This window comes from Dehalococcoidia bacterium, assembly GCA_028711995.1.
Lineage (GTDB): Bacteria > Chloroflexota > Dehalococcoidia > SZUA-161 > SpSt-899 > JAQTRE01.
The window spans coordinates 1-23145 of record JAQTRE010000004.1; the positions used below are offsets into that span (position 1 = coordinate 1).

Annotated in this window: 20 protein-coding genes; 11 read left to right on the forward strand and 9 right to left on the reverse strand. The window is 53.4% G+C overall.

What is annotated here, in order from left to right; genetic code table 11:
• Both PHV74_01395 and ppdK read right to left on the reverse strand, forming a co-directional pair.
• Nucleotides 1-872: deoxyguanosinetriphosphate triphosphohydrolase (locus PHV74_01395; GenBank protein ID MDD5093024.1), on the reverse strand; the 872-nt coding region annotated here is incomplete at its 3' end.
• Between the two features lie 72 nt (nucleotides 873-944).
• A complete protein-coding gene (gene ppdK, locus PHV74_01400; GenBank protein MDD5093025.1) occupies nucleotides 945-3650 on the reverse strand; it encodes a pyruvate, phosphate dikinase in 2706 nt (901 codons plus the stop codon).
• A gap of 408 nt (nucleotides 3651-4058) precedes the next feature.
• Here ppdK and PHV74_01405 point away from each other — a divergent pair, with 408 nt between their 5' ends.
• From PHV74_01405 to PHV74_01420, 4 genes are read left to right on the forward strand one after another with little or no spacing between them, the layout of a single operon-like run.
• Nucleotides 4059-5660: a radical SAM protein gene (locus PHV74_01405; protein MDD5093026.1), complete on the forward strand. Its 1602-nt coding sequence runs from the start codon at nucleotides 4059-4061 to the stop codon at nucleotides 5658-5660.
• Nucleotides 5661-5662: 2 nt separating this feature from the next.
• A complete protein-coding gene (locus PHV74_01410; protein ID MDD5093027.1) occupies nucleotides 5663-6328 on the forward strand; it encodes a YggS family pyridoxal phosphate-dependent enzyme in 666 nt (221 codons plus the stop codon).
• Nucleotides 6329-6331: 3 nt separating this feature from the next.
• Nucleotides 6332-7141 (forward strand): pyrroline-5-carboxylate reductase, encoded by an 810-nt coding sequence (gene proC, locus PHV74_01415; protein MDD5093028.1) that lies wholly within the window; start codon nucleotides 6332-6334, stop codon nucleotides 7139-7141.
• A complete protein-coding gene (locus PHV74_01420; GenBank protein ID MDD5093029.1) occupies nucleotides 7138-7386 on the forward strand; it encodes a YggT family protein in 249 nt (82 codons plus the stop codon). The genes proC and PHV74_01420 overlap by 4 nt, the downstream gene beginning before the upstream one ends.
• A gap of 4 nt (nucleotides 7387-7390) precedes the next feature.
• On the opposite strand, the gene PHV74_01425 is transcribed toward PHV74_01420, so the two are convergent.
• Nucleotides 7391-8950 (reverse strand): amidohydrolase, encoded by a 1560-nt coding sequence (locus PHV74_01425; protein ID MDD5093030.1) that lies wholly within the window; start codon nucleotides 8948-8950, stop codon nucleotides 7391-7393.
• A gap of 346 nt (nucleotides 8951-9296) precedes the next feature.
• Here PHV74_01425 and PHV74_01430 point away from each other — a divergent pair, with 346 nt between their 5' ends.
• Entirely contained in the window at nucleotides 9297-10097 is an 801-nt protein-coding gene (locus tag PHV74_01430; protein MDD5093031.1) for a tetratricopeptide repeat protein, read from the forward strand.
• Between the two features lie 76 nt (nucleotides 10098-10173).
• On the opposite strand, the gene PHV74_01435 is transcribed toward PHV74_01430, so the two are convergent.
• On the reverse strand, nucleotides 10174-11418 hold the full coding sequence (locus PHV74_01435; GenBank protein MDD5093032.1) for a peptidase MA family metallohydrolase: 1245 nt from the start codon (nucleotides 11416-11418) through the stop codon (nucleotides 10174-10176).
• A gap of 66 nt (nucleotides 11419-11484) precedes the next feature.
• Nucleotides 11485-13947 (reverse strand): ABC transporter substrate-binding protein, encoded by a 2463-nt coding sequence (locus tag PHV74_01440; protein MDD5093033.1) that lies wholly within the window; start codon nucleotides 13945-13947, stop codon nucleotides 11485-11487.
• Between the two features lie 195 nt (nucleotides 13948-14142).
• Here PHV74_01440 and cutA point away from each other — a divergent pair, with 195 nt between their 5' ends.
• Nucleotides 14143-14463, forward strand: coding sequence for a divalent-cation tolerance protein CutA (cutA, locus tag PHV74_01445; protein MDD5093034.1), 321 nt, complete (start codon nucleotides 14143-14145; stop codon nucleotides 14461-14463).
• Nucleotides 14464-14470: 7 nt separating this feature from the next.
• On the opposite strand, the gene PHV74_01450 is transcribed toward cutA, so the two are convergent.
• Nucleotides 14471-15106: a class II aldolase/adducin family protein gene (locus tag PHV74_01450; GenBank protein ID MDD5093035.1), complete on the reverse strand. Its 636-nt coding sequence runs from the start codon at nucleotides 15104-15106 to the stop codon at nucleotides 14471-14473.
• Between the two features lie 195 nt (nucleotides 15107-15301).
• Here PHV74_01450 and PHV74_01455 point away from each other — a divergent pair, with 195 nt between their 5' ends.
• The 5 genes from PHV74_01455 (at nucleotide 15302) to PHV74_01475 (ending at nucleotide 19540) form a co-directional block, all read left to right on the forward strand.
• On the forward strand, nucleotides 15302-15781 hold the full coding sequence (locus PHV74_01455) for a peptidylprolyl isomerase (GenBank protein ID MDD5093036.1): 480 nt from the start codon (nucleotides 15302-15304) through the stop codon (nucleotides 15779-15781).
• 131 nt (nucleotides 15782-15912) lie between these two features.
• Nucleotides 15913-16509, forward strand: a complete 597-nt coding sequence (locus tag PHV74_01460; GenBank protein ID MDD5093037.1) for a DUF4389 domain-containing protein — start codon at nucleotides 15913-15915, stop codon at nucleotides 16507-16509.
• A gap of 234 nt (nucleotides 16510-16743) precedes the next feature.
• Nucleotides 16744-17673, forward strand: coding sequence for an ABC transporter ATP-binding protein (locus PHV74_01465; GenBank protein MDD5093038.1), 930 nt, complete (start codon nucleotides 16744-16746; stop codon nucleotides 17671-17673).
• Nucleotides 17670-18767, forward strand: coding sequence for an ABC transporter permease (locus PHV74_01470; protein ID MDD5093039.1), 1098 nt, complete (start codon nucleotides 17670-17672; stop codon nucleotides 18765-18767). The genes PHV74_01465 and PHV74_01470 overlap by 4 nt, the downstream gene beginning before the upstream one ends.
• Before the next feature lie 347 nt (nucleotides 18768-19114).
• Nucleotides 19115-19540: a hypothetical protein gene (locus tag PHV74_01475; protein ID MDD5093040.1), complete on the forward strand. Its 426-nt coding sequence runs from the start codon at nucleotides 19115-19117 to the stop codon at nucleotides 19538-19540.
• 23 nt (nucleotides 19541-19563) lie between these two features.
• Here the strand turns inward: PHV74_01475 and hemL are convergent, their stop codons facing one another.
• The 3 genes from hemL to hemA all read right to left on the reverse strand — a co-directional run bounded on the left by hemL (nucleotide 19564) and on the right by hemA (nucleotide 23138).
• Nucleotides 19564-20856: a glutamate-1-semialdehyde 2,1-aminomutase gene (gene hemL / locus PHV74_01480; GenBank protein MDD5093041.1), complete on the reverse strand. Its 1293-nt coding sequence runs from the start codon at nucleotides 20854-20856 to the stop codon at nucleotides 19564-19566.
• 81 nt (nucleotides 20857-20937) lie between these two features.
• Nucleotides 20938-21846, reverse strand: a complete 909-nt coding sequence (gene hemC, locus PHV74_01485; protein MDD5093042.1) for a hydroxymethylbilane synthase — start codon at nucleotides 21844-21846, stop codon at nucleotides 20938-20940.
• A gap of 2 nt (nucleotides 21847-21848) precedes the next feature.
• A complete protein-coding gene (gene hemA / locus PHV74_01490; GenBank protein ID MDD5093043.1) occupies nucleotides 21849-23138 on the reverse strand; it encodes a glutamyl-tRNA reductase in 1290 nt (429 codons plus the stop codon).
• Nucleotides 23139-23145: the final 7 nt, after the last annotated feature.

The window sequence follows — 23145 nt, forward strand, 5'->3', positions numbered from 1 at the left end:
CTGGCTCTCTCTGCCTCATCGGTCATCGCATCCGCATCATAGACGCGCTCGAAAAGGAATTCCCTCAAGGTGTTCATGGCTTCCAGAATTGCAGGACTCAGGAGAATCGCTGGTGGGCTCTCCTCCTCTACCAGACCAGTCACTGCCCACGAATAATCAACCACATCGCTGACCAAGGTATTGATCCTTTTGGAGTGAGAATCCCCCAGTGTGGAAGTGACTAAACGAGGTAGGTCATCTAGGGTGATCAGGCCAGCCCTCAGAGCATCGTCGATGTCGTGATTGATATACGCGATGGAGTCCGCTATCTTGCAAATCTGTCCTTCAAAGGTAGCGGGAGCATCCCAACATTCTCCCATCAGGCCTTCCCTAGGCTTGGAGTGTTTCAGTATACCCTCTCTGACATCGGTTGTCAAGTTGAGCCCTTCCCCCCCCCTCTCCAGCACTTCAACCACTCTGAGGCTCTGTTCGTTGTGGCGAAAACCGCCCGGCAAAATCTGATTGAGGACATCTTCCCCCACATGACCAAAGGGCGTGTGGCCCAGATCATGTCCCAGAGATATGGCTTCCGCAAGGTCTTCGTTCAGACGCAATGCTCGTGCGATTGTGCGGGCGATTTGAGAAACCTCAAGGGTATGGGTCAACCGGGTAACGTAGTGGTCACCCATTGGAGCAATGAATACCTGTGTTTTGTGCTTGAGGCGACGGAAGGCTTTGGTGTGGATGATGCGATCCCGGTCGCGCTGGAACTCAGTACGGATAGGAGATGGTTCTTCCGGTTTATCCCGTTTTGCCAGCCTGCTTTGGGCAGCATAAGGCGAAAGGCCTTCTTCCCGTTCCTCAAGCCACTGGCGAATATTGCGACCAGACATCAAACTCTATTATATCGCATTGCAGGGAATAGGGGCACGGCATGGCCTGCCGTGCCCCTACCGGAATCAAAACTAATCGTCCAACGCGGCGTGAGCTGCGGCCAGCCTGGCAATCGGCACCCGGAACGGCGAGCAGCTGACGTAATCCAGCCCCACACGATGGAAGAACTCGATCGACTTCGGATCACCACCGTGCTCACCGCAGACGCCCAGCTTGATACCAGGGCGAGCCTTCCGGCCTTTCTCCACTGCGATTCGCACCAGCTCACCGACGCCGCTGGCATCCAGAGTCTGGAAGGGGTCCCGCTCAAATATGCCCAGTTCTACATATGGCTTAAGGAACTTGCCGGCATCATCTCGGCTGAAGCCGCAACCCATCTGGGTCAAATCGTTGGTGCCGAAACTGAAGAACTCCGCCTCTTTGGCAATCTCATCAGCCGTTACTGCCCCACGCGGCACTTCGATCATCGTCCCGATCTTGATCTCGGGAGCCTTCTGACGCTTCTTCTCCGCCTTGACCTGTTCAAAAACATCCAGCACAATCTTCTTCTGGTGGATAAATTCTTTCACATGGCCCACCAGCGGGATCATGATCTCAGCCTTGGCTCCCTTGACTTCATACGCTGCTTCGATAATGGCCCTGGCCTGCATCGCGGTGATCTCCGGATAGGTAATGCCTAGCCGGCAACCCCGATGCCCCAACATCGGATTGAACTCAAAGAGTGCGTCCACCTTCTCCCTGACCTTTTCAGCGCTGATACCCATTGCCTTGGCCATCTCTTTCTGCCCTGCCTCATCATGAGGAACAAACTCATGCAAGGGTGGATCGAGGAACCGGATGGTTGCCGGACGCCCCTTCAGCGCCTTGAAGATACCGATGAAGTCCTCTCGCTGCAGCGGCAACAACTCTTCCAGGGCCTTCTCTCGGCCTGCCAGGTCATCAGCCAGGATCATCTTTCGCATGGAAACGATGCGATCACCTTCAAAGAACATGTGCTCGGTTCGGGTCAGACCGATTCCCTCTGCGCCGAACTTGACGGCGATTTCCGCATCGATCGGCCTATCGGCGTTAGTGCGTACGCCCAGCCTTCGGGTGCTATCGGCAAGCTCCATCAATTTCTTGTACCAGGGATTCTTTTCCGGTTCTGCGGGAACAACCGGAACCTTGCCCAAGTACACAATTCCTTTAGAGCCATTCAGGCTGATCCAGTCGCCTTCTTTGAGAGTCTTACCAGCGACTTTAACGGTGCGTGCCTGGTAATCGACATCCAGTTCGCCACAGCCCACGATGCAGCACTTGCCCCATCCGCGAGCCACCAGAGCAGCGTGACTGGTCATGCCGCCACGAGCCGTCAGGATACCTTCAGCCACATGCATGCCTTCCACGTCTTCCGGGCTGGTTTCAGTGCGAACCAGAATCAGCTTATCGCCCTTTTTGCCTAATTCATGGGCGCGCTCGCTATTAAGCACAATCTTGCCTATAGCGCCGCCGGGACCGGCCGGGAGACCTTTGGCCAATTTGACAGCCGTCTTTTCGCCATCAGGATCGAGCATCGGATGCAGGAGTTCATCCAACTGCTCCGGCTTGACGCGCCTAAGTGCCGTTTTCGCATCGATCAGCCCTTCATCCAGCATATCCACCGCCATGCGAACTGCCGCCGTACCATTGCGTTTGCCGGAGCGAGTCTGCAACATCCAGAGCCGCCCATGCTCGATGGTAAACTCGAGGTCCTGCATATCCGTATAGTGCTTTTCAAGCGTATTACGAATATCCACCAGCTGTCGGTAAATATCAGGCATGGCTTCTTCCAGAGAAGGAAGCTTATCGTTCTGCCCAGGCTGCTTGCAATACTTGTTCAATGCATTCGGTGTGCGGATGCCGGCCACCACGTCCTCACCCTGGGCATTCACCAGCCACTCGCCGTAGAAATGGGAATCTCCCGTGGCCGGATCGCGAGTAAACGCCACGCCCGTGGCGCTGCCTTCTCCCATATTCCCGAAAACCATCGTCTGAACATTGACCGCGGTCCCCCATTCCGCTGGAATTCCTTCCACCCTTCGATAGGATACCGCTCTCTTGCCATACCATGACTGGAACACCGCACCGATAGCACCCCAGAGTTGCGCCCACGGATCATCCGGAAATTCCTTACCCAACACCTCTTTGACTTTCGCCTTGTACTGCTCGCAGAGAGACTTAAGGTCTTGGGCGGTCAGATCGGTATCCAGCTTGCATCCCCGCTTCTTCTTGAGGGCGTCCATCAGCTTTTCCAACTGAGGACGGACGGCCATTCCCTCATTCTCCGGTTCGATCCCGGACGACTTCTCCATCACCACATCCGAGTACATGGTGATCAATCGACGATACGCATCATACACAAAGCGCTCGTCCTTGGATTGCGTGATCATGCCGGGGATGGTAAGTTCACAAAGCCCCACATTGAGCACGGTCTCCATCATGCCGGGCATGGATTTGCGCGCCCCGCTGCGCACCGAAACCAGAAGAGGATTTTCCGCATCGCCAAAGCGGCGGCCCATTTCCTTCTCCACCTTTTTCATCGACTTGCGGACCTGGTCCATAACGTCATCAGGGAGTTTGCTTCCTGCCTGGAAATAGGCGGCACTGGTCTCTGTAGTGATCACGAAACCCGGGGGCACCGGCAACCCCAGGGTTGACATCTCTGCCAGATTGGCACCCTTGCCCCCCAAGAGATTGACCATGCTGGCATTCCCTTCTGAAAAATTGTACACCCACTTTGTCGTGCGCGAAGCTGTCATCTACGGCCTCCTTTTATTCAATCTATCCTTCATCGATGCAAAATCCCTTCTCGATGGTAGAGTCATTCACGCCAAGGATATAATAATGGTTGTAAGCCGTCAAATTCAATACCCCGCGCTGTTTTGTGCTAGGAAAACTCCTACTATAAGTCCTGATCAACCCCCTCGCCCCCAATCTTGGGGGAAGAAAGAGAATCTGGGGGACACCCCCAACCCCCCGGAAGGGAAGTGTCCCTTCGCCCTCTTGAAAACTGATCACTGATAACTGGATTTGGAATACCCCAGACCTCAGGCAGGAGGAATCCTGTATCTCTTGATCAGAGCTTCCTCAGACTACCTTGTCGCTATCCTGACTGAGAAACGATATAATATGGCTCACCGGGAAACGATGCTGTTACATTCGAGAAGATGAACTGGAAAACGCTTCAGAAAGCACGGGAAAGACTTGCCAGAGAACAGGGGACTCTGCTCAAGGATTGGGGCGGCAAAACCAGCATTGCTCTCATCTACCCCAATTCCTACTTTCTGGGCATGTCCAATCTGGGATTTCAAACCCTCTACGAGCTCCTCAACAGGAACGATTGCATCGTCTGCGAAAGGGTTTTCTGGGAGGGAGATGAGACCGTCTCTCTGGAATCACAAAGGCCGTTGGGAGACTTCGACGTTCTGGCCTTCTCTTTTTCTTATGAACTCGATTATCTCAACGCCGCCCGGGTTCTGAAATCGAGCTCCATTCCACTCTTCGCCTCCGAGCGCGGCGAACAACACCCTTTGATCATCGCCGGTGGGGCGGCGGTAACCGCCAATCCGGGGCCGTTGTCATCGATGATCGACTGTTTTGCCATCGGCGAGGGCGAGGAGATTTTACCGAGGATGACCCAGATCATTCTGGACGGTGTCGACTCTCCCCGAAAAGAGCTGCTCATAGAATTGGCCCGGGTGCCGGGAATCTACGTTCCCAGCATCCCCAATCCACCCATAGTTCGCCAATCGGTGGCCAACCTGTCGGAAACGGCCACAACCTCGATCGTGCTGACGCCGGATACTGAGTTGGGCGATTTGTATCTGATGGAAATTGCGCGGGGTTGTTCATGGGGGTGCCGGTTCTGCCTGGCCGGATTTCACTTCCGTCCCGTGCGATATCGCCCGGTGGAGAAGATCCTGGAACAGGCCATACAGGGATCGAAATATCGAAAACGCATGGGATTGGTGAGCGCCGCCATCTCCGACCATCCCCAGATCGACGAGCTTGTGGTCGGACTCAGGAAGCGGGGAATTGAGTTCTCAGTGAGCTCGATAAGGATAAAACCCCTTTCCGACGTCCTTCTCCACGGCCTGGCCGATAGCGGCACAAAGACCGTAACGCTGGCCCCTGAAGCCGGCTCCGAGAGATTGCGACAGGTCATCAAGAAAGGCATAACAGAGGACGATATTCTGAAAGCCGCGGATCGGATTGCCGGGATCGGACTGAGGCAACTTAAGCTCTATTTCATGGTCGGGTTACCAACGGAAACTGATGACGATATATCGGATATCATCAAACTGGCGCTTGCCGCCAGGGACATCGCCGGGAAGCATCGATCGGGAACCCAACTGACCCTGAATATAACGCCATTCGTGCCCAAGCCGGGAACGCCCTTTCAGTGGCTCCCGATGGCCACTGCCGATGTGCTCAAGCACCGGCTTTCTATGCTTAAGAAAGGTTTGAATCATAAAGGACTGGAGGTCAAAGCGGATAGCATCGAATGGTCTCTGATCCAGGGCATGCTTTCGCGAGGGGATTGGCGGATGGGAGAGGTTATCTCCAATTTGCCCCGGGGTTCGCTCTCGGAATGGCAAAAGGCCATGGAGAAAGCCGGCATTGATCCCGGACGAATCCATCGCGAGATACCTCAAGATGAGCCCCTCTCGTGGTCGATAATAGACTCAGGGATAAAGCCAGCGCATCTCCGGGCCGAAATGGAAAAGGCGCTCGGAAGTTACGGTGAATCCAACTCTTGCACGAGGTAACCATGGACATCGAGCATAATATCCAGGCAATAAAAAGCCGCATCGCCCGGGCGTGCGAGCGGGCTGGGCGGTCATCGGACGAAATTACCCTGATCGCCATCACCAAAACCGTTGACCCGGCAGCCATCCGCGCTGCCTTTCAGGCAGGCATCCGGCACTTTGGTGAGAACAGAATCCAGGAAGCACAATCAAAATTTCCCCAGCTGCAGGATGTGAGATCACAGTCCACCTGGCACCTGGTGGGACATCTCCAGACCAACAAGGCAAAGACAGCAGTAGAGCTTTTTGATATAATCCAGAGTGTCGATTCCCTGAGATTGGCAGAATTTATCAGCCGTCATATCGAGCACCCGATTCCTGTATTGCTTGAGGTCAATGCGGGCGGAGAGGCCAGTAAAGGAGGCTTCTCGCCGGTGGAGATATCCTCAACGCTGAAGAGTCTGCAAGAAATGCCTGCCCTGAAGGTGGAAGGATTGATGACCGTCGCGCCTCTGGTCAGCGACCCGGAAGAAGTCAGGCCGGTGTTTCGCCGACTATGGGAATTGGGCAACGCGCTGGGACTCAAAGAGCTTTCCATGGGAATGAGCGATGACTTCGAGGTGGCCATTGAAGAGGGCGCTACCATGATACGGGTGGGCCGGGGAATATTTGGAGAACGGAGGGCTTAAACGATGAGGATCGCTTTTATCGGCGCGGGGGCGATGGCAGAAGCCATGATATCCGGTCTCGTCAGAAGTGGTTCCATAAAGGCGGAGGCGATTACGGCCAGCGATGTCAATCCAGCCCGCCTCAAGGCTTTAGAGGAACTCTATGGAATCAAATTCACCACGGACAATCGAAAGGCAGCCAAGGGCAAGGAGATCGTGGTCCTGGCAATCAAGCCTCAGGTTCTCCCCGCCGTCACACAAGAGCTGAAAGGGGCTTTCAAACCCGACCAGATGGTGATTTCGATTGTTGCCGGAGCCAATATCGAAACCCTGCGCCAGCAGATTGATCACAACTGTATCGTTTTGGTCATGCCCAATACCCCGGCGCAGATCGGGGAAGGAATGAGCGTCTGGACAGCCACCGAAGCGGTGAGCCCCAGGCAGAGAGAAATGACCCGATCCATCCTAGCTGCCCTGGGCAAAGAGTATTATGTTGCCGATGAGAAGTACCTCGCCATGGCCACAGCAGTAAGCGGGAGCGGCCCAGCTTATATCTTTCTCTTCATCGAAGCGTTGATCGATGCGGCAGTGCATATCGGGATGTCACGCGATATGGCATCAGAGCTAGTGCTGCAAACGATGCTGGGTTCCACCCACCTCGCCCAGATCAGCGGAAAACACGTTGCAGAACTTCGCAACATGGTCACCTCTCCGGGAGGGACGTCTACCGAAGGACTGCTACAGCTTGAAAATGGCGGCCTGCGAGCCATTATTACACAGGCGGTGATTGCCGCATACGAAAAAGCCAAAAACCGGAGTAAGGAACAGAAATGAGTTTTCCCCAATTATTTGCATACTTCCTTTGCCAGGTGCTTTCAATTGCCATCTTTGCCCGGGCCATACTCTCATGGTTTCCGGTGAATCCCGGCAACCAGTTAGTCGCTTTCCTCTATCAAATCACCGAGCCCATACTGGCGACCATGCGGCGGATCATCCCGCGGCTTGGCATGTTCGATCTAACCCCGATGATCGTTTTCTTCGTACTGCAAATGACTGCAGGCGTCATCGCCGGGCTGTAAGAATTCATCTCTTTTCCCACATCACTTTCCCGCCGATGATGGTCTTTTCTACGGTAATCCCTTTGATCGCTTCCATCGGCACTCCGGTGGGATCAGCGTTCAACACCACCAGATCGCCGAGCTTCCCCGGCGCTATGCTGCCCCCGATATTCTCTTGAAAGCAGGCATAAGCTCCTCCCATTGTGTACATCCGGAGCGCCTGATGAGGTGAAATCGCTTCTGTGGAAGAAAGGACCTGTCCAGCCTCAGATTTGCGAGTTACAGCGGCGTAGATCCCGATAAGCGGGTTCAGAGGTATGATGGGTGCATCGGAGCTGAAAGCAAGGGGGATTTGCCTTTCGTGAAACGCCCCGACTCGATAGAGCCACGGCAGAATTCGGCGATCAACCGTTTGCAGATATCTCTCGCCGCCGAAGTAGAGAAAAGCAGGCTGAGTAACAACGATGGCTTCCACTTTCTTGACTCTCTCAAACAAATGAGGCGGACACTCAGAGCAATGTTCGATCCGGTGGCGATGATCGGCCTTTGGCATCCGCCGCTGAGCATACTCGATGGCGCTTATCGCCGCTTCAACCGTGTTCTCTTCAACGGCATGGAGAGCTACCTGGAAACCAGCTCTATGCGCCTCAAACACCATCTCATTGAGCACCGGTTGAGGCGGATTAAGGGGCCCTCTGATCTCATCGACCTGGATTTTCACCATGCCCAATCGAAGGTGGTCATCGCCCGCTCCGGCGCCCAGTGATCGCTCCAGAATTCGATCCAATGCCTCAGAATCAAACATCATAGTGATTCGAGATACCAACTTACCTTCAGCCTTGAGAGTTTGAAACTGTTCCCACTGGTCAACCCCATTGTGCGATGTCGCATCCGCCAGTGAAGTAAGGCCTGATGCCAGCAGGAGTTCGTTGGTCCGCCTCAACCCTTCATCCACATCCTCTGCGGATAGAGGCGGGATAACCTTCTTGCTGAGGTAGGACTCCATTCCAAAAAGGACTCCGGTGGGTTCTCCCGTTTCAGCATCTCTATCGATGAGTCCGCCGTCAGGATCAGGAGTCTGGCTGCTTATTCCTGCCATAGAGAGTGCCAGGCTGTTGAGCACAGAGGCGTGTCGGGTGCGATGGGTCAGCCTGACAGGATGGTCAGTCGCCACCTGATCCAGATCCCGGCGATTCGGATGGCGTTTCTCCTTCAGATAAAACTCGTTATAATCTGAGGCTTTTACCCAGGACCCTTTCGGAGTCTCTGCTGCTCTCAATGCAATCAGTCGCTGGATATCGGCTATCGAAGAGACGGCCGAGGGACTGCAATCGAGGCTCAACAAACTGGAAAGCAGCGAAAAGATGTGCAGGTGGGAATCATGAAAGCCCGGGATGACGGTTTTGCCATGGCAATCGATGAGAGTGGTCCGGTCTCCAGTGAAAGCTCGACAATCGCTGTTGCTGCCAACCGCAATTATTCGATCCCCCTTGATGGCTACAAGCTCCACTCGAGGTTTCAGACCCTCCATGGTAAGCACATTTGCGTTGAACAGGATGAGGTCAGCGCTATTTGCAGTAGTCATCTTTCTCACACATAAAACAATCTCGACTCAGGCGTCTCTCCAAGGTCAGATTACCACCTGGCATGGATATAATCAACGGAACGATTTGTCCTTTTCAGCAAGAGACACAACCCATTCGGTTTGGGAGGCCCATAGACATCTTTTTCTTATCTGAGGGCTTTGACCTATTGTGTTGTAGCAAAAAAAATGTTAGAATGCACACCGTTTCACGAACATTTCGAAATTAGATATGCAGTTGATTATCTTGTGCCGGGGAAAATCGTACAGAAAGGTCATCTCGAAAAGCAGATCGGCGTCATCCCAAAAGTGATTTTCACCTGGATTTGAGTTTAGGAGGACAAAGTATATGAAGCTCAGCAATACCGATGATGCCATCAGCCTGGCAATGCAGGGGCGGTGGGAAGAGGCGGTGGCACTTAACCGGAGAATTATTGAGACTTCACCAGATGATATCGATGCTCGCAATCGTTTGGGGAAGGCACTGACAGAATTAGGCCGCTATGCCGAATCGAAGCAGTCATACGAACGCGTACTTGAACTGGACCCGACCAATGCCATCGCCAAAAGGAATATCCAGCGATTATCCCTTCTGAAGAGCGAAGACCGTCCGCCAAAAGAGAGCCCCAAGTTCAATTCCAAGTTTTTCATCGAAGAGACCGGCAAGGCCAGAATCGTGAGCCTGCAAAAAATAGCCCCAAGAGAGGCCTTGATCAAAATGTCTCCCGGCGACCCCGCCCATCTTCAAATCCGGGATCAGAGCCTGGTCATAATCAATGATGCCGGTGATTACCTAGGTGAGGTCGAACCCAAGCTGACATCCCGTCTGATTGAGTTAATGGAAGGGGGAAACAAATATCAGGCAGCGATCACCAGCCTCAGAGATGACAGGATCAAAGTAATCATCCGGGAGACATTCCAGCATCCCAGCCAGATAGGGCATCTTTCATTCCCTCCAAGGGTAGTCGAGGAAATGAAGCCCTATTTCAAGAGTAGCCTGGCCAAATACGATGCCGAGGAAGATTTCGCCTCAGAAGCAGATGAAGGCGGCGACCTGGAGGGAGAACCAGACCCTCTTTGGGACGATGACACCCAATCTGAAGAGGACGTATCCATTCTCTCCAGTGAGGATGCAGACGCTATCGTGTAAAACGGCCCGTGTTTTATGTAAAGTTATCTAAGGGGACTCTGACTGAGTCTTGAACAGCCCACTAGCCCCCACGTGATCAGAGGCTCGCTGGCGTTGGTAAATGACTGAAGGTGAAACAAAGCGCCATACCGGGCAATCCACGCCGAAATCCGCTGGCTAAAGGTGCCCCAATCCCGAGACTGAGACGCCACACGCTATCCAGTCCGTTGGTGTCAAAGCCATACACCGCCAATAAGGCATCATCTGGGCTGCTGCCATTCCTGAACACGTGGAGCAGATCCAGCATCTTGTCAGCGCCATAGCTATCGATGATAAATTTTACGAGTTGATAGCTCTCAGCATAGGCCAGAAGTGCTTCTCCGGCATCGGCAGGAAAACTGCTGCTCAAACTCTGCACCGAAATGAGTGCAGAATTGAATACGGCACCCGTGAATAGTTCTTCGAAGTTTTCCGTCAATTCGCCCTCGGCATACATTGCCAGGCCTTCACTAAGCCAGGTCGGCAAGCCGGCATAAGGATTGAAAGTGACCTGGCTTATGACCAGATGGGCCAACTCATGAGCCACTGTTCCTTTCCCCCAGTCTAAATTACCGGGAGAAACGCCGATGGCTATGATACCGTAGTCGGTAAAGGCAATTCCTCCCGTCCAATCCTGAGAATATACCAAGGCGTTCTGTAACTCATCTGCGCTGGCGTAGATATAGATTTTAACTTCCTTCTCCAGCAGCGCCCCCGTATCTTCGGCCAGTTTATCCAGCGCACCCTGGGCCGCATTCATCAATGCCTGACCGAATGACTTATCGCCCTGATGCCAGAATAACCGGACATTATTTTCCAATAGCTCCCGCCAGTCATAGCGGGTGTCATCGAAGCTGAGTTTCTCCGCAGTCAGGGTAGAAACCACTCCCGATGCATTCTTGATAACCCAGTGATATTCAACCTCTGCCCCTGGCGGCAAGCTGGCCTTCTTCATGTCCCAAACCCAGCTCGTCTTCACCCGATAGCCCGGAGTGAAATCCGGTTTGATGGTGGCAATCACCGAAGGTGAAGTAACCTTGGCGATTTTGTACCGCAACTCAACTCCGGTGATCTGGCCATCGCTTTCGACTTCCAGATTGAAGGTGAGGGATTTGGGGAAATCGGTCTTGGTACTCCTGGAGAGCACAGTGATATCGCCCTGAGATATGATCGGCACAACAGTGGAACTTGAGGTGGGTTCTTTCGGAGAGGGGGTATCTCCACCTGAATTACAGCCGCTCACAAAGCTCGCCAGGAGCATCATCAGAGCCAAGACACAAACAAACTCTCTTCTGCCTACCATGCTGCGCTCCATAAACACCGACTGTTGTATTCTATGTCCATATCTCGCGGTTTGGCCTGAAGCCGGCTAATCGTGCGATTCAACAATGATATACTTCAGCCAGGCAATCGGCATGGGAGCCGCCACAAAGTCCTTCACATAGGGTTTAACCAGGATATAGTTGACGTTGAAAAACATCGGCAAGCAGGCCGCATCCTCAACGATCATCCGCTCGATATCCTGGTACATCTTCAGGCGAGCATCAGTATCCATTTCTCCGCGTGCCGTTTGGAGCAATACATCCACTTCAGGGTTGCTGTACTCCCCTGCGTTATCCTCGCTCTGGCTATAGAACAACATATCCAGGAAATTCTGCGGATCGGGGTAGTCGGCAATCCAGCCCGAATCGAAAAGCTCGTCTTTGTCTTCCTTGAGAACATCGAAGTAATCGTCGGGATCGATCTGTCTGACAGCCACATCCACCCCCAGATTCTGCTTCCACATATCGATGAGCGCCTGATTGATCGGCGAGATATCGCCGAGTCCGGCAGTGGTAAAGGTAATGGGAGGAAGATTCGAAACGCTCCCGTATGTTGACTCTCCGATCAGTTCCTTGGCTTTGGCGGGATCGAATTCCAGTCCTTTGAGTCCTTCGCTATAGCCGGGCATCCCCGGCGGCAAAATACCGTCGGCTCGTTTGGCCATATCCTTAATCACCAGCTTGATGATTTTATCCTTATCCACCGCGTAACAAAACGCCTGACGCACCCTGGGGTCATCAAAGGGAGGCTTGGTCACATTGAAACCAATATACCACAGGCTGAACTCGGGGATAGTGATCAGTTCCTTGTTCAGCGCATTGGCCGGATCAAGAACTCGCTCGATATCTTGCGTAGACACATAGTTGATATCGATCTCCCCTGTTTCGTACATCATCATCGGGATTCCGGCATACAACCGAAAGACCACGTTTTTGACCTTGGGCATTTCCCCATAATAGCCGTCATTGCGTTCCAGAGTGATGATCTCGTCCACCTTCCATTCCTTCAGTTTGAAGGGGCCGGTGCCGTTGGGCTCGCGCCACCATTCCCCGCCCGACTCCACATTGGCCTGATCCACCACAAAAGCTACCGGATGAGTGAGCTTGGCCAGAAAGTATGCCTTGGGCGCATCGATAGTGATTCGGAGGGTATATTTATCCATAACCTTCACACCACTGATTTCCCTGGCTGTTCCGGCGAGTCTGTCATTGACACCGACAATGTCTCCGAGATAATTGGCCGCCGTCTTAGACCCTGTGGCGGGATTACAGGCACGCTCCAGTGAATACTTGAAATCATCGGCAGTCACTTTCTTTCCGTCCTGGAACTTCACGTCCTGCCGCAAATGAAAAGTGTATGTTTTGCCGTCATCGGAAACCTCCCACTTTTGAGCGATTTCCGGAACTACTTTCAGGCCCTTATCAAGCGTCACCAGCCCGGAGAACAGCTCCATCACGTACGAAGCAGAGGTGCTATCGCGCGAAAGCGCCGGGTCCATAGTCGTCGGCCCAATGTCTGTCAAGATCAGAGACTCATTCCGAGGGACGCCGGAGAGGCTCGGTTCCTCCAACCGCAAGCTGTAAAGGATTTCGTCAAAAGTATCCGCCTGAGAAGCGAAGTCAGATTCGGGGCTCAAAGCCAGAGCGGCAAAGGCCCGGCTGCCGCGCACCATGCTGATCACCTTCACTTTCAGCGGCAGGCCTGATTCGGCTCCGGTGAACACCTGTTCATAGCCGGATTCCGCATCCACCTTGACCTCTCCTTCAGATAGCAGGGCAAAGTCGCTCAGCCCCTGCTCAAGACCCTTAATGTTTTCGGCAGCAAATTCCTGAGGCGTCATTTTCGCAGACAAATACTGGACCCACACCTGCACCATGCCGGTCCTATCAGGAGAGAGAACGAGCAGTAAAGCACCGCCTTGCGGAGAATCCTGCTTCTCCCAATCTGTAGGATAACTCAGGGAAAAACCATAGGTGGCGTTTCTGTAGAAGCCAGCTTGGTCCACTTCAGTGAGTTGTGGTGTTGCTGCATCACTTGGCCCATTGGAAGGATTCGATTTCGATACGTTGCTCCATACTGCAGCAACTATAGCCACAAGGATCACCACGCTAACCAAAGCCAAAATCAACTGTCGACCATGCCAACCTGAGGTGGCGCCGCGCGAGATCGAGGGTTTTTTAGATGGTTGGACGCGAGTATCTTTGGGTTTTTGCGGTGGTGGGTACGAAGTTTCATTCTGTGTTGTATTCTTCGATGAATATTCACCACCATAAGATGAACTACCGCGAGGCTTGCCAAAGACTCCCTTGACCCTATCATACTCAGCGCGCTTTTGCGGGTCACCGAGGACTTCATATGCCTCATTGATTTCTTTCATCCGGGCTTCAGCGTTGGCGCTCTTATCGATGTCTGGGTGATACTTTTGCGCCAAGCGCTTATAAGCACTCTTAATAACCTCTGGATCAGCTTCAGAGTCAACCTGAAGTATCTTATAATAGTCTCTTGCCATTTCGCTCCTGTTGCTTGCCGTGTCTGATCTAAAACACTGACTGAAGTATACTATCCCCCTGGTCTCAGTGGCAAGGACAATCCGCTTCGGTTTTGTCCGTGGATTTCCCGGTTCAAGTGTTTTTAGACCCGCACTTCCTCGGAAGCAATGTTGGCGAGTATAATATCATCCACTGAAGGAATTAAGAGGTCGCTTATGAAATTCATCATCATCTACATCACTCATAAGAACCGGGAAGAGGCATCAAAGATCACCGCTCATCTGCTGGAGAAGAGGCTCATCGCCTGCGCCAATATCTTCCCCATCCAAAGCTCCTACCGGTGGCAGGGAAAAATTGAGAACGAGGATGAGGTGGTCTCTATCGTCAAGACAAGAAGAGAGAACTGGGAGAGCGTAAAATCCGAGGTGAAGAGGATTCATCCCTACGAAGTGCCCTGCATTATCAAAATTGAAGTTGAGGCCAACGAAGACTACGCGGCGTGGATTGGCGCGGAAACCGTACAAGGCAATTCATGAATCGCCCCTACAGGCGGCCGATGCTTTTGAGGTGCCGGAGAAAACCCTCCATCACATCTTTGCCCAGGTAATTCAGACCAGCACCGGCACTGTGAGAGATGACCAACAATCGAGAGACAAATTCCAGCGTTTCGGTCGCCAGCAAACACTCATCCAGCGAAGAGCCAAAGCAAACCACGCCGTGGTTGTTCAACAGCAAGACCCGGCCGGACTGCGCGGCAACAGCCACAGCTTCGGCCAGCGCTTGACTTCCGGCATGATAATAGGGCACTCGCACCACCTGGCCCAAATAGGCCATCGCCTCCGGCAAACAGTCGGGTCTGATATCCACATCAGAGCACGCAATCAAGGTGGAATAAAAAGGCTGGGAGTGAATCACGGCCTTTGCATCCTCACAGTTATGGTATATCCCCCGATGCATTCCGGTCTCCATCGACGGCCGCCTGGTACCTTCCCATGAATCGGATTTGATCCGGCAGAGGACGAGGTCTTCCTGGCGCAAGCAGTTCAGATCAGAGCCACCGGCAGAAATGAGGAAGCTGTCCGATTGCGTTCTCATACTGATATTGCCGCTATGTCCCCAGATCAGTTTCCGATCAGCCAGATTGCGGCCACAGGCGATCAAATCCTCTCGTGATTCCATTCGGGGGTTCTCTCCATGAACTGTTTTGACTTATCCTAACCCCAGGCCATCGCCGCAGTCAAGATAAACGGCTTTCTTTTCCATAACAAACGGGCAGATCGGGGTATCGATCCGCATATTGTGATATGATCAAGTTGTAGCCGATTTCTCAGGCTACGGCATCCCAGCGTTACTATCAAAAGGAGATTCGACCCGATGACCGCAAAGACATGGACCACCGCACCCCAGATGCAGATCGACGTCAAGAAGACTTACCAGGCCACCATCGAAACCGACAAGGGCACCATTGAACTGGAGCTCTACCCTGCCCATGCGCCAAAAACCGTCAACAACTTCGCTTTTCTGGCAGGAGAAGGTTTCTATGACGGAGTTTTGTTCCATCGCGTGATCAACAACTTCATGATTCAGGGGGGAGACCCTACCGGCACCGGAAGAGGCGGACCGGGATACAAATTTGAAGATGAATTGAAGGGGAATCCCCTCAAGCACGAAAAAGGGGTGATCTCGATGGCCAATGCCGGGCCGAACACCAATGGGAGTCAATTCTTCATTACCCATTCTCCCCAGCCTCACTTGAACGGACATCATACAGTGTTCGGCAAGGTCATCAAGGGCCAGAATGTAGTGGACACCATTTGCCAGGGAGATCGGATGTTGAAAGTAACGGTCACTTAAGGATTCATATCGAGCAATGGCCAACACTGAGCGCCATTGTGTTGGCCATTGCTCGGTCAGATGCTGTCTCAAAATAGAGTCGATATTCGATCATCTAATGGCTTGCTCTTCTTTTTCAGAGGAGGTGGATCGTGGTAATAGACTCGCAGCCGTACCCTGTTTCCATCAAGGGCAACCTGGAAGAACCCCTATCCCGCTGGTTGTGGCTGGTCAAGTGGTTCCTGCTCATCCCTCATGTCTTCATCCTGGTGTTTCTCTGGATCGCCTTCTTTGCCATCCTGTTCACCGGCAAGTATCCCCGCGGCCTATTCGACTTCAATGTGGGTGTTCTGCGCTGGACATGGAGGGTCGGGTTCTACAGCTATCTGGCACTGGGAACGGATAAATACCCTCCTTTCACCCTTAAATCCGTGGACTACCCCGCCGATCTGCAAGTGGAATACCCGTCAGAGAAGCTCTCCCGAAGACTGGTACTGGTCAAGTGGTGGCTTCTGGCCATCCCGCACTACCTGGTCGTCGCCTTTTTCCAGGGAGGCATAGGACCTCGTTGCGGCGGGTTGACCACCCTTCTCGTCCTCTACGCGGGTGTGATCCTGTTATTCAAAGGAACCTATCACAAGGACATCTTCGACTTCGTGATGGAGATGAACCGCTGGTCTGCGAGAGTGTATGGCTATGCAGGCCTGATGACAGACCGCTATCCGCCATTCAAGCTTGGCGAGGCATAGTCTTTTCCAGCCGACAACCAATCTCAAACAGGCTCTGATCAAGTTCTAATCAACCCCCTAACCCCCAATCATGGGGGAAGAGGAGGGGGATTTGGGACAGCCTTCCCGAATTCTGATCCCAATTATCCCTGTGCTACTTAATCAGAGGTTTCTGAATGTGCTATACTGTCGCAAGGAAACCTTTCTACGGTTGCGACCTTGGGATTCCAAGACCGATATCCCTCATGATCAAGAATGACAGTCCAAGCCAAAGCGGTAATTGAGGTCACCGATCTCTTCAAGAGCTACGGAAACGTCAAGGCGGTGAATGGAATCAGCCTTGACGTCGCCAGGGGAGAGGTCTTCGGCATGTTAGGCCCCAATGGTGCGGGAAAGACCACAACGGTTGAGATCATCGAAGGGCTGCGCGCCGCTGATGGCGGCACGGTGAGAGTGCTGGGTATGGATGTTTCCCAGGACGTTCGCGCTGTAAAGGAACGCATAGGAATACAGCCTCAGCACCCGGCGCTTTTCCCAACGTTGACCGTTCAAGAAATCATCCGCTTCTTCCGAGGCCTGTACCAGAAAACCATCCCTTCGGCTCAAATCATCGAGATGGTTTCCCTTCAGGAAAGCCGGAATGTCCTTGTCAGCCACCTTTCCGGAGGCCAACAGCAGCGCCTTTCGGTAGGCTTGGCCTTTGTCAACGACCCGGAGATCGTCTTTCTTGACGAACCGACCACGGGACTGGACCCGCAGGCACGCCGCGCCATGTGGGACGTAATCGAGACATACCGAAAGACAGGAAAAACGATCTTCCTCACTACCCATTACATGGAAGAGGCGGAGCGCCTCTGCGACCGCGTTGCCATCATGGACCACGGACAGATCATTGCCATGGAAAGTCCCAAACGGTTGATTGAGGAACACATCAGGGAAAGCGCCATCCAGTTCAAGATGACCAACTATCCCGGTATGGAGCCTCTGGCCAGGCTTCCGGGCGTGACCAAAGCGGTCAAAGAAGAGGATGAGATACTCCTTTACACAGAGGACATCCCCCCCACGATAGCCGCTCTGCTGACGCTGGTTTCCTCTCAATCATCCGCGCTCTCAGAGCTGTTCATTCGGCAGGCAACACTTGAGGATGTCTTCCTCAAACTGACCGGGAAAAGGATAAGGGATTGAAAGCTTTCACTCAGGTGTTCATGGCGCATTACCGGCAGTTCATGCGGGACAGAGCCGCCCTGTTTTTCACCTTCATCTTCCCGATCATGTTCATTCTGATATTCGGGTGGGTCTTCCGCAATCCGGGGACGGAGATCTTCAAAATAGGGATCGTCGATCAGGGCTCACCCCATAGCGCCGGGTTCATCACTCAGGGACTCGATAGCGTCGTCGTTAAAGGGGAGAAATCGTTCAAAATAAAGACAGGCGAGCTGGCCAATCAATTACAGTTGCTCCGGGATGGGGATCTTGATGCCGTAATCGTCATACCCGAGTCTATGGATAGCTCCCTTAACCTGAATCAACCGGCAGACCTTCAACTCTACTATGACCCCAGCACGACCGTCAATCAACAAATATTGGTTCCCATTCTGCACCAGGTGATCGATGGGATAAATCTGAGCCTGCCGGGAAATGTCCGATTCATCAGCATGGAGGAGCAAAGCATTCAGTCGCACGACCTGCGGTATATCGACTATCTGCTCCCCGGGATACTGGGGATGCAACTGATGTTCACCGGCATCTTCGGCGGTCTGCCCATCATTCAGCAAAGGCAAGCTCATATCATCAAGCGGCTGGGAGGCACGCCTTTGCGCAGATCGACGCTGGTCTTTGGCGAATTGGTCTTCCGCATGATCCTTGTTCTGTTGACTGCGGTGTTGATCATTCTGGTGGGTCGGCTTGTCTTTGACGTACAGATGGTAGGCAACTGGCTGGTCCTTTGCGGAATGGTGATTCTGGGAACGCTGGTATTTACCTGTTTGGGATATCTGGTGGCCGCCTTTGTGAAGACAGAGGAAGCAGCCAATCCTCTCCTCAATATCATCACCTTTCCGATGATGTTCCTCTCCGGCACGTTCTTCGAGGTGAACAATATGCCCTCTTATATCGAGCCGGTGGTCAAGATGTTGCCGTTGACCTATCTCAGCGATGCCCTGAGGCAGATCATGGTAGACGGCTCTCCCCTTTACTCGATGACAACCGATATCGGAGTAATGCTGGTATGGACAGTTGTTTCCCTGGCGATCACGATCCGCTTCTTCCGGTGGGATTAGATTAAGTGGATGATTCTGTAGAGGTTCCGTTACAGGATTGTGTTATAATGGATCGGTAAAAACGGCGCCAGATAATGGGGTCTGGTCCAAAGGAACGCTAGCACTTGCTTGGTTTTTCAGTGCTATGGGACTTCTTTTTCCCCGCTCCCCTTCGACAAGCTCAGGGCGAACGGAGAAAAAAGTGTTCCGTTCGTGGTGAGCTTGTCGAACCATGAACGGCATGGTATAATGCCTTTTTTTGTGAGCAAGTGCCAGGTCTGGGAATAATCGCAGCACTGTCTTTTCTCATCGCGATAGGCAGCCTAATGATGACGATGGAAATCCTTTCTCAAAGCCCTGACCACAATGTGGCCCACAGGAAGGGCACATCCCGGTTTCGATCCGACGCCGTTATCATCATGACGGTTTATGCCGTCTTTTGGCTGCTCATCGGTATTTTTGAGCTCATCTCCAAAGACACCGTCGGGGTGATCCATCTAATCCCGGCGATTCTAACGGGCAGCCTCATCTTGCTGGTGAAGAACCGCCCCTTTCTTACGGGACGTATCCTCGTTGCCGTAGGCATCATCCTTTCCATCATCTATCTAGCAGAAATGCATGGCGGATGGTTGTTTCGATTACAGGCTGTACTGGTAGTTGGAGTGCCGCTTCTGGTGTCCGGCGCATTCCTCCTCACCACTCCCACATCGATCCAGCCTGCCTGTCTACCAGAAACCCTGCCACCAGAAATACCCCCTGCCGATCCACCTCCAACCGATCCCGATGCTCAATAGACTGCCGTTCTTTGGCAAATCTATTACCCTGCCTTAGCAACAGCAGCCAACGCCCCATCAATCGCTTCCAGTGTACGGTCGATATCCTCATCATCATGAGCCAGGGAGATAAATGCTGCTTCAAATTGTGAGGGGGGCCAGTAGATGCCTTCTTCCAGCAAATACCGGAAGAACCTGCCGAACAACTGAGTGTCCGCCTTTTTGGCCGATTCATAGTCGAAAACCGATTCAGGGGTGAAAAAGGCCGTCAGGATGGATCCGATTCGATGAACCTGCAAGTCCACGCCGGCCTTCTCGGCTGCGGCCAGAATCCCCGCTTCCAGAGACGATGCCCTCTGCTCCAGAATAGAATAAACTCCGGGCTGGTTGAGCAATCGAAGCGTCTGGATCCCGGACGTCATTGCCAGCGGATTACCGGAAAGCGTTCCCGCCTGATATACCGGCCCCGATGGAGCCACCCTCTGCATGATATCCCTGCGACCGCCATAGGCTCCTACCGGCAATCCCCCGCCGATGATCTTCCCCAGGCAGGTTAAGTCCGGCGCGATCCCGTAAATCTCCTGGGCTCCGCCGTAGGCCAGCCGGAAGCCGGTGATCACCTCATCGAAAATCAGGAGAGCACCCGCTGCACAAGTGATCTCGCGCAGGCCTTCCAGGAATCCAGGCTGAGGCAAGATCACTCCCATATTGGCTGCCACCGGCTCGACGATCACCGCCGCGATGTCGTTGTAGCGGGTGAAGAGATCACCGACAGCCTTCACATCATTGTAAGGAGCGATGAGAGTGTTCTCGGCGTATCCTCTCGGGATGCCGGGGCTATCGGGCACGCCCAGTGTGGTGGCCCCCGAACCGGCTTTGGCCAGAAGTCCATCAGCATGGCCGTGATAGCCGCCGGAGAATTTGATGATCTTGTCTCGATTGGTGAAAGCGCGAGACAGCCTCAAGGCGCTCATCGTGGCTTCGGTGCCGGAACTGACAAAACGGACCATCTCAATAGAAGGCATAGCATCGCAAACGATCTTGGCCAGCGTGGTCTCCAGTTGGCTTGGAGCCCCGAAGGTCATTCCCGAGTCGGCGATTCTCTTGACCGCCTCCACCACTTTGAGGTGAGCGTGACCCAGTATCAGCGGCCCCCACGAGCCGACATAGTCGATGTACTCGTTATCGTCTTCATCGACGATTCGGCAACCCCGCCCTCGACGAATGAAAATTGGATCGCCGCCGACCGCCTTAAAGGCGCGCACCGGACTATCAACACCTCCCGGCAGGTATTTTTTGGCCTCATCGAACAATTCTTTTGAGCGGCTTCTTTTCACTCATCCCCCTCCATTCCCCAAATCTATGGGGAAGAAATCAAAGACTGAGAAACACTCTTCACCGCTTTTTCGACAGTCACTTCACGTGAGCAGCCGACTCGCCCCCAGCCTGGCCATTTCACCAGCCAAGCGCTCCCCAACCTCAACCGGATCCGAAGCGCTGCCCATGACTTCCGCACGCAGCATCTGACCGCCTTGAGGCGCAGCCACCATTCCCAGGAGCTGAATCATTCCGCATCTGGCTCTGCCAAGCGCCGCGATCGGGGCGCGGCATCCTCCGCCCATCGACGCCATGAATGCACGCTCGGCGGTCACCTCCTGCCAAGCAGATTCATTATTCATAAGAGACACCATCTCTGCTGTGGAAGCATCGTTGGCCCGAATCTCAATCCCTATCGCCCCTTGGCCCACCGCCGGAATAAAGATTTCCGGTGAAAAATACTCGGCAATTCGATCTTCCAAATCCAGCCGGATCAACGCTGCGGCGGCCATGATAATGCCATCATAATCTCCGGCTGAGACCTTTCGGAGGCGCGTATCGATATTGCCCCTCAGGCCGGCGATATGCAGGTCCGGGCGTTGCGCCAGAAGCTGAACTGCCCGACGGGGACTCCCGGTTCCTATCTTGGCCCCCTGAGGAAATTCGGATAGTTTACCTAATGGTGAGACAAGCACATCCCGCGGGTCAATCCGCTCGGTTACTGAGGCAAGGCTGAGGACTTCCGGAATCAGAGTGGGCATATCCTTGAGGCTATGCACCGCCATATCGATCCTTCCATCCAGAAGGGCCTCTTCAAGCTCCTTGACGAACACCCCTTCGCCTCCGAGTTGTTCGAGAGAAATCTCTTTGTTCTGATCTCCGGTGGTGCTGACGGTGATGATCTCAAACTGGATTTCGGGATGAAGTCGGCTCAATTTCTCCAGAACAACTCGAGCTTGAACCTGCGCCAGCTTGCTGCCTCGTGAACCAATCCGGATGTGGCGTTTCATTTCTACTTCACTTCGTCCAGGGCGAACATCTCCCGTAACAGCCGAACGGCTTCCTCATTTTGATGTCCGTGCTGCTTGACGTACCGGACGGGATGATCAAGGATCTTATTGACGATCGCGCGGGTCATGGAATCCAGGCTTTCCTGCTGCTCCTCAGTGAGCGTCGGCAGCTTCTTGAGGGTCATGCTCAACTGGCGCTGACGAATATCCTCAGCCATCTGCATCAGTGCGCCTATCGTCGGTTTGGCCTCCAGAGTCTGCCACCACTCCAGTAGATGCTCCAGCTCTGCGGTGATGATCGCCAGGGCCTTCTGAACTTCCTTCTCTCGCTCCCCTTTGTTGGTCCCCACCATCCGATTCAGGTCGTCGATATCGTAAAGAAAGACATTCTCGATCTGCGAGACATCGGGTTCTACATCACGGGGAACAGCGATATCCACAATCGCCAGGGGTTTTTCCGAACGCCTTTCCATTGACCTCTGAACCACCTCTCGATGGATCACAAAATGAGGTGATCCGGTACAACTGATGACAATATCGGCAGTCGCCATCTCGTTTTCTATTTCGCGGATATCGATCGCCATGGCTCCGAGGCTGGATGCCAGGCCTTGAGCCCTTTCCACAGACCGGCTGGCCACATAAATCGCCGATGCGCCTCGTTTCACAAAAGCCTTGGTGGCCAATGTTCCCGCTTCTCCGGCCCCCACCAGGAGGACCCGGCAGGACCGAACATCGGCAGAGACAGCCTTAGTGGCCAAGTCAACCGCCACCGAACTGACCGAGAGGGCATTCCGGCTGATACCAGTTTCCGCCCTGACTTTTCTGCCAATGGCAATAGCATGGCGGAAAAGCTGGCGGAGGGCAGGATCGACCATTTTGGCCTTCTCCGCTTCTTCCAGGGCGTCAGCCGTCTGCCCCAGGATTTCGTATTCGCCGAGAATCATGGAGTAAAGCCCCGATGTTATCTTGCAGAGCCTTCTCATGGCGCGGTAATCGCGGTGGAGATAGAGATAAGGCGTTAGCTCTTCAGCGGAAAGATGAGACCAATCCAGAAGGAATTGCTTGAGGGCGCGCTCGGTGAAGCGGCTATCATCGCTCAGGGCATAGACTTCGGTTCGATTGCAGGTGGACAAGATGATTCCTCTGGGAACATAAGTGCGCAGAGAAACCAGAGCCTCCTGAAGCTGTGTTTTGGGAATGACCAGCTTTTCCCGAATCACCAGCGGGGTGGTGCTGTAATTGACGCCAACCGTGCAGAAACGCGGCCCTTTCAGCTTGCGATCCTCTACCACCTTGAAC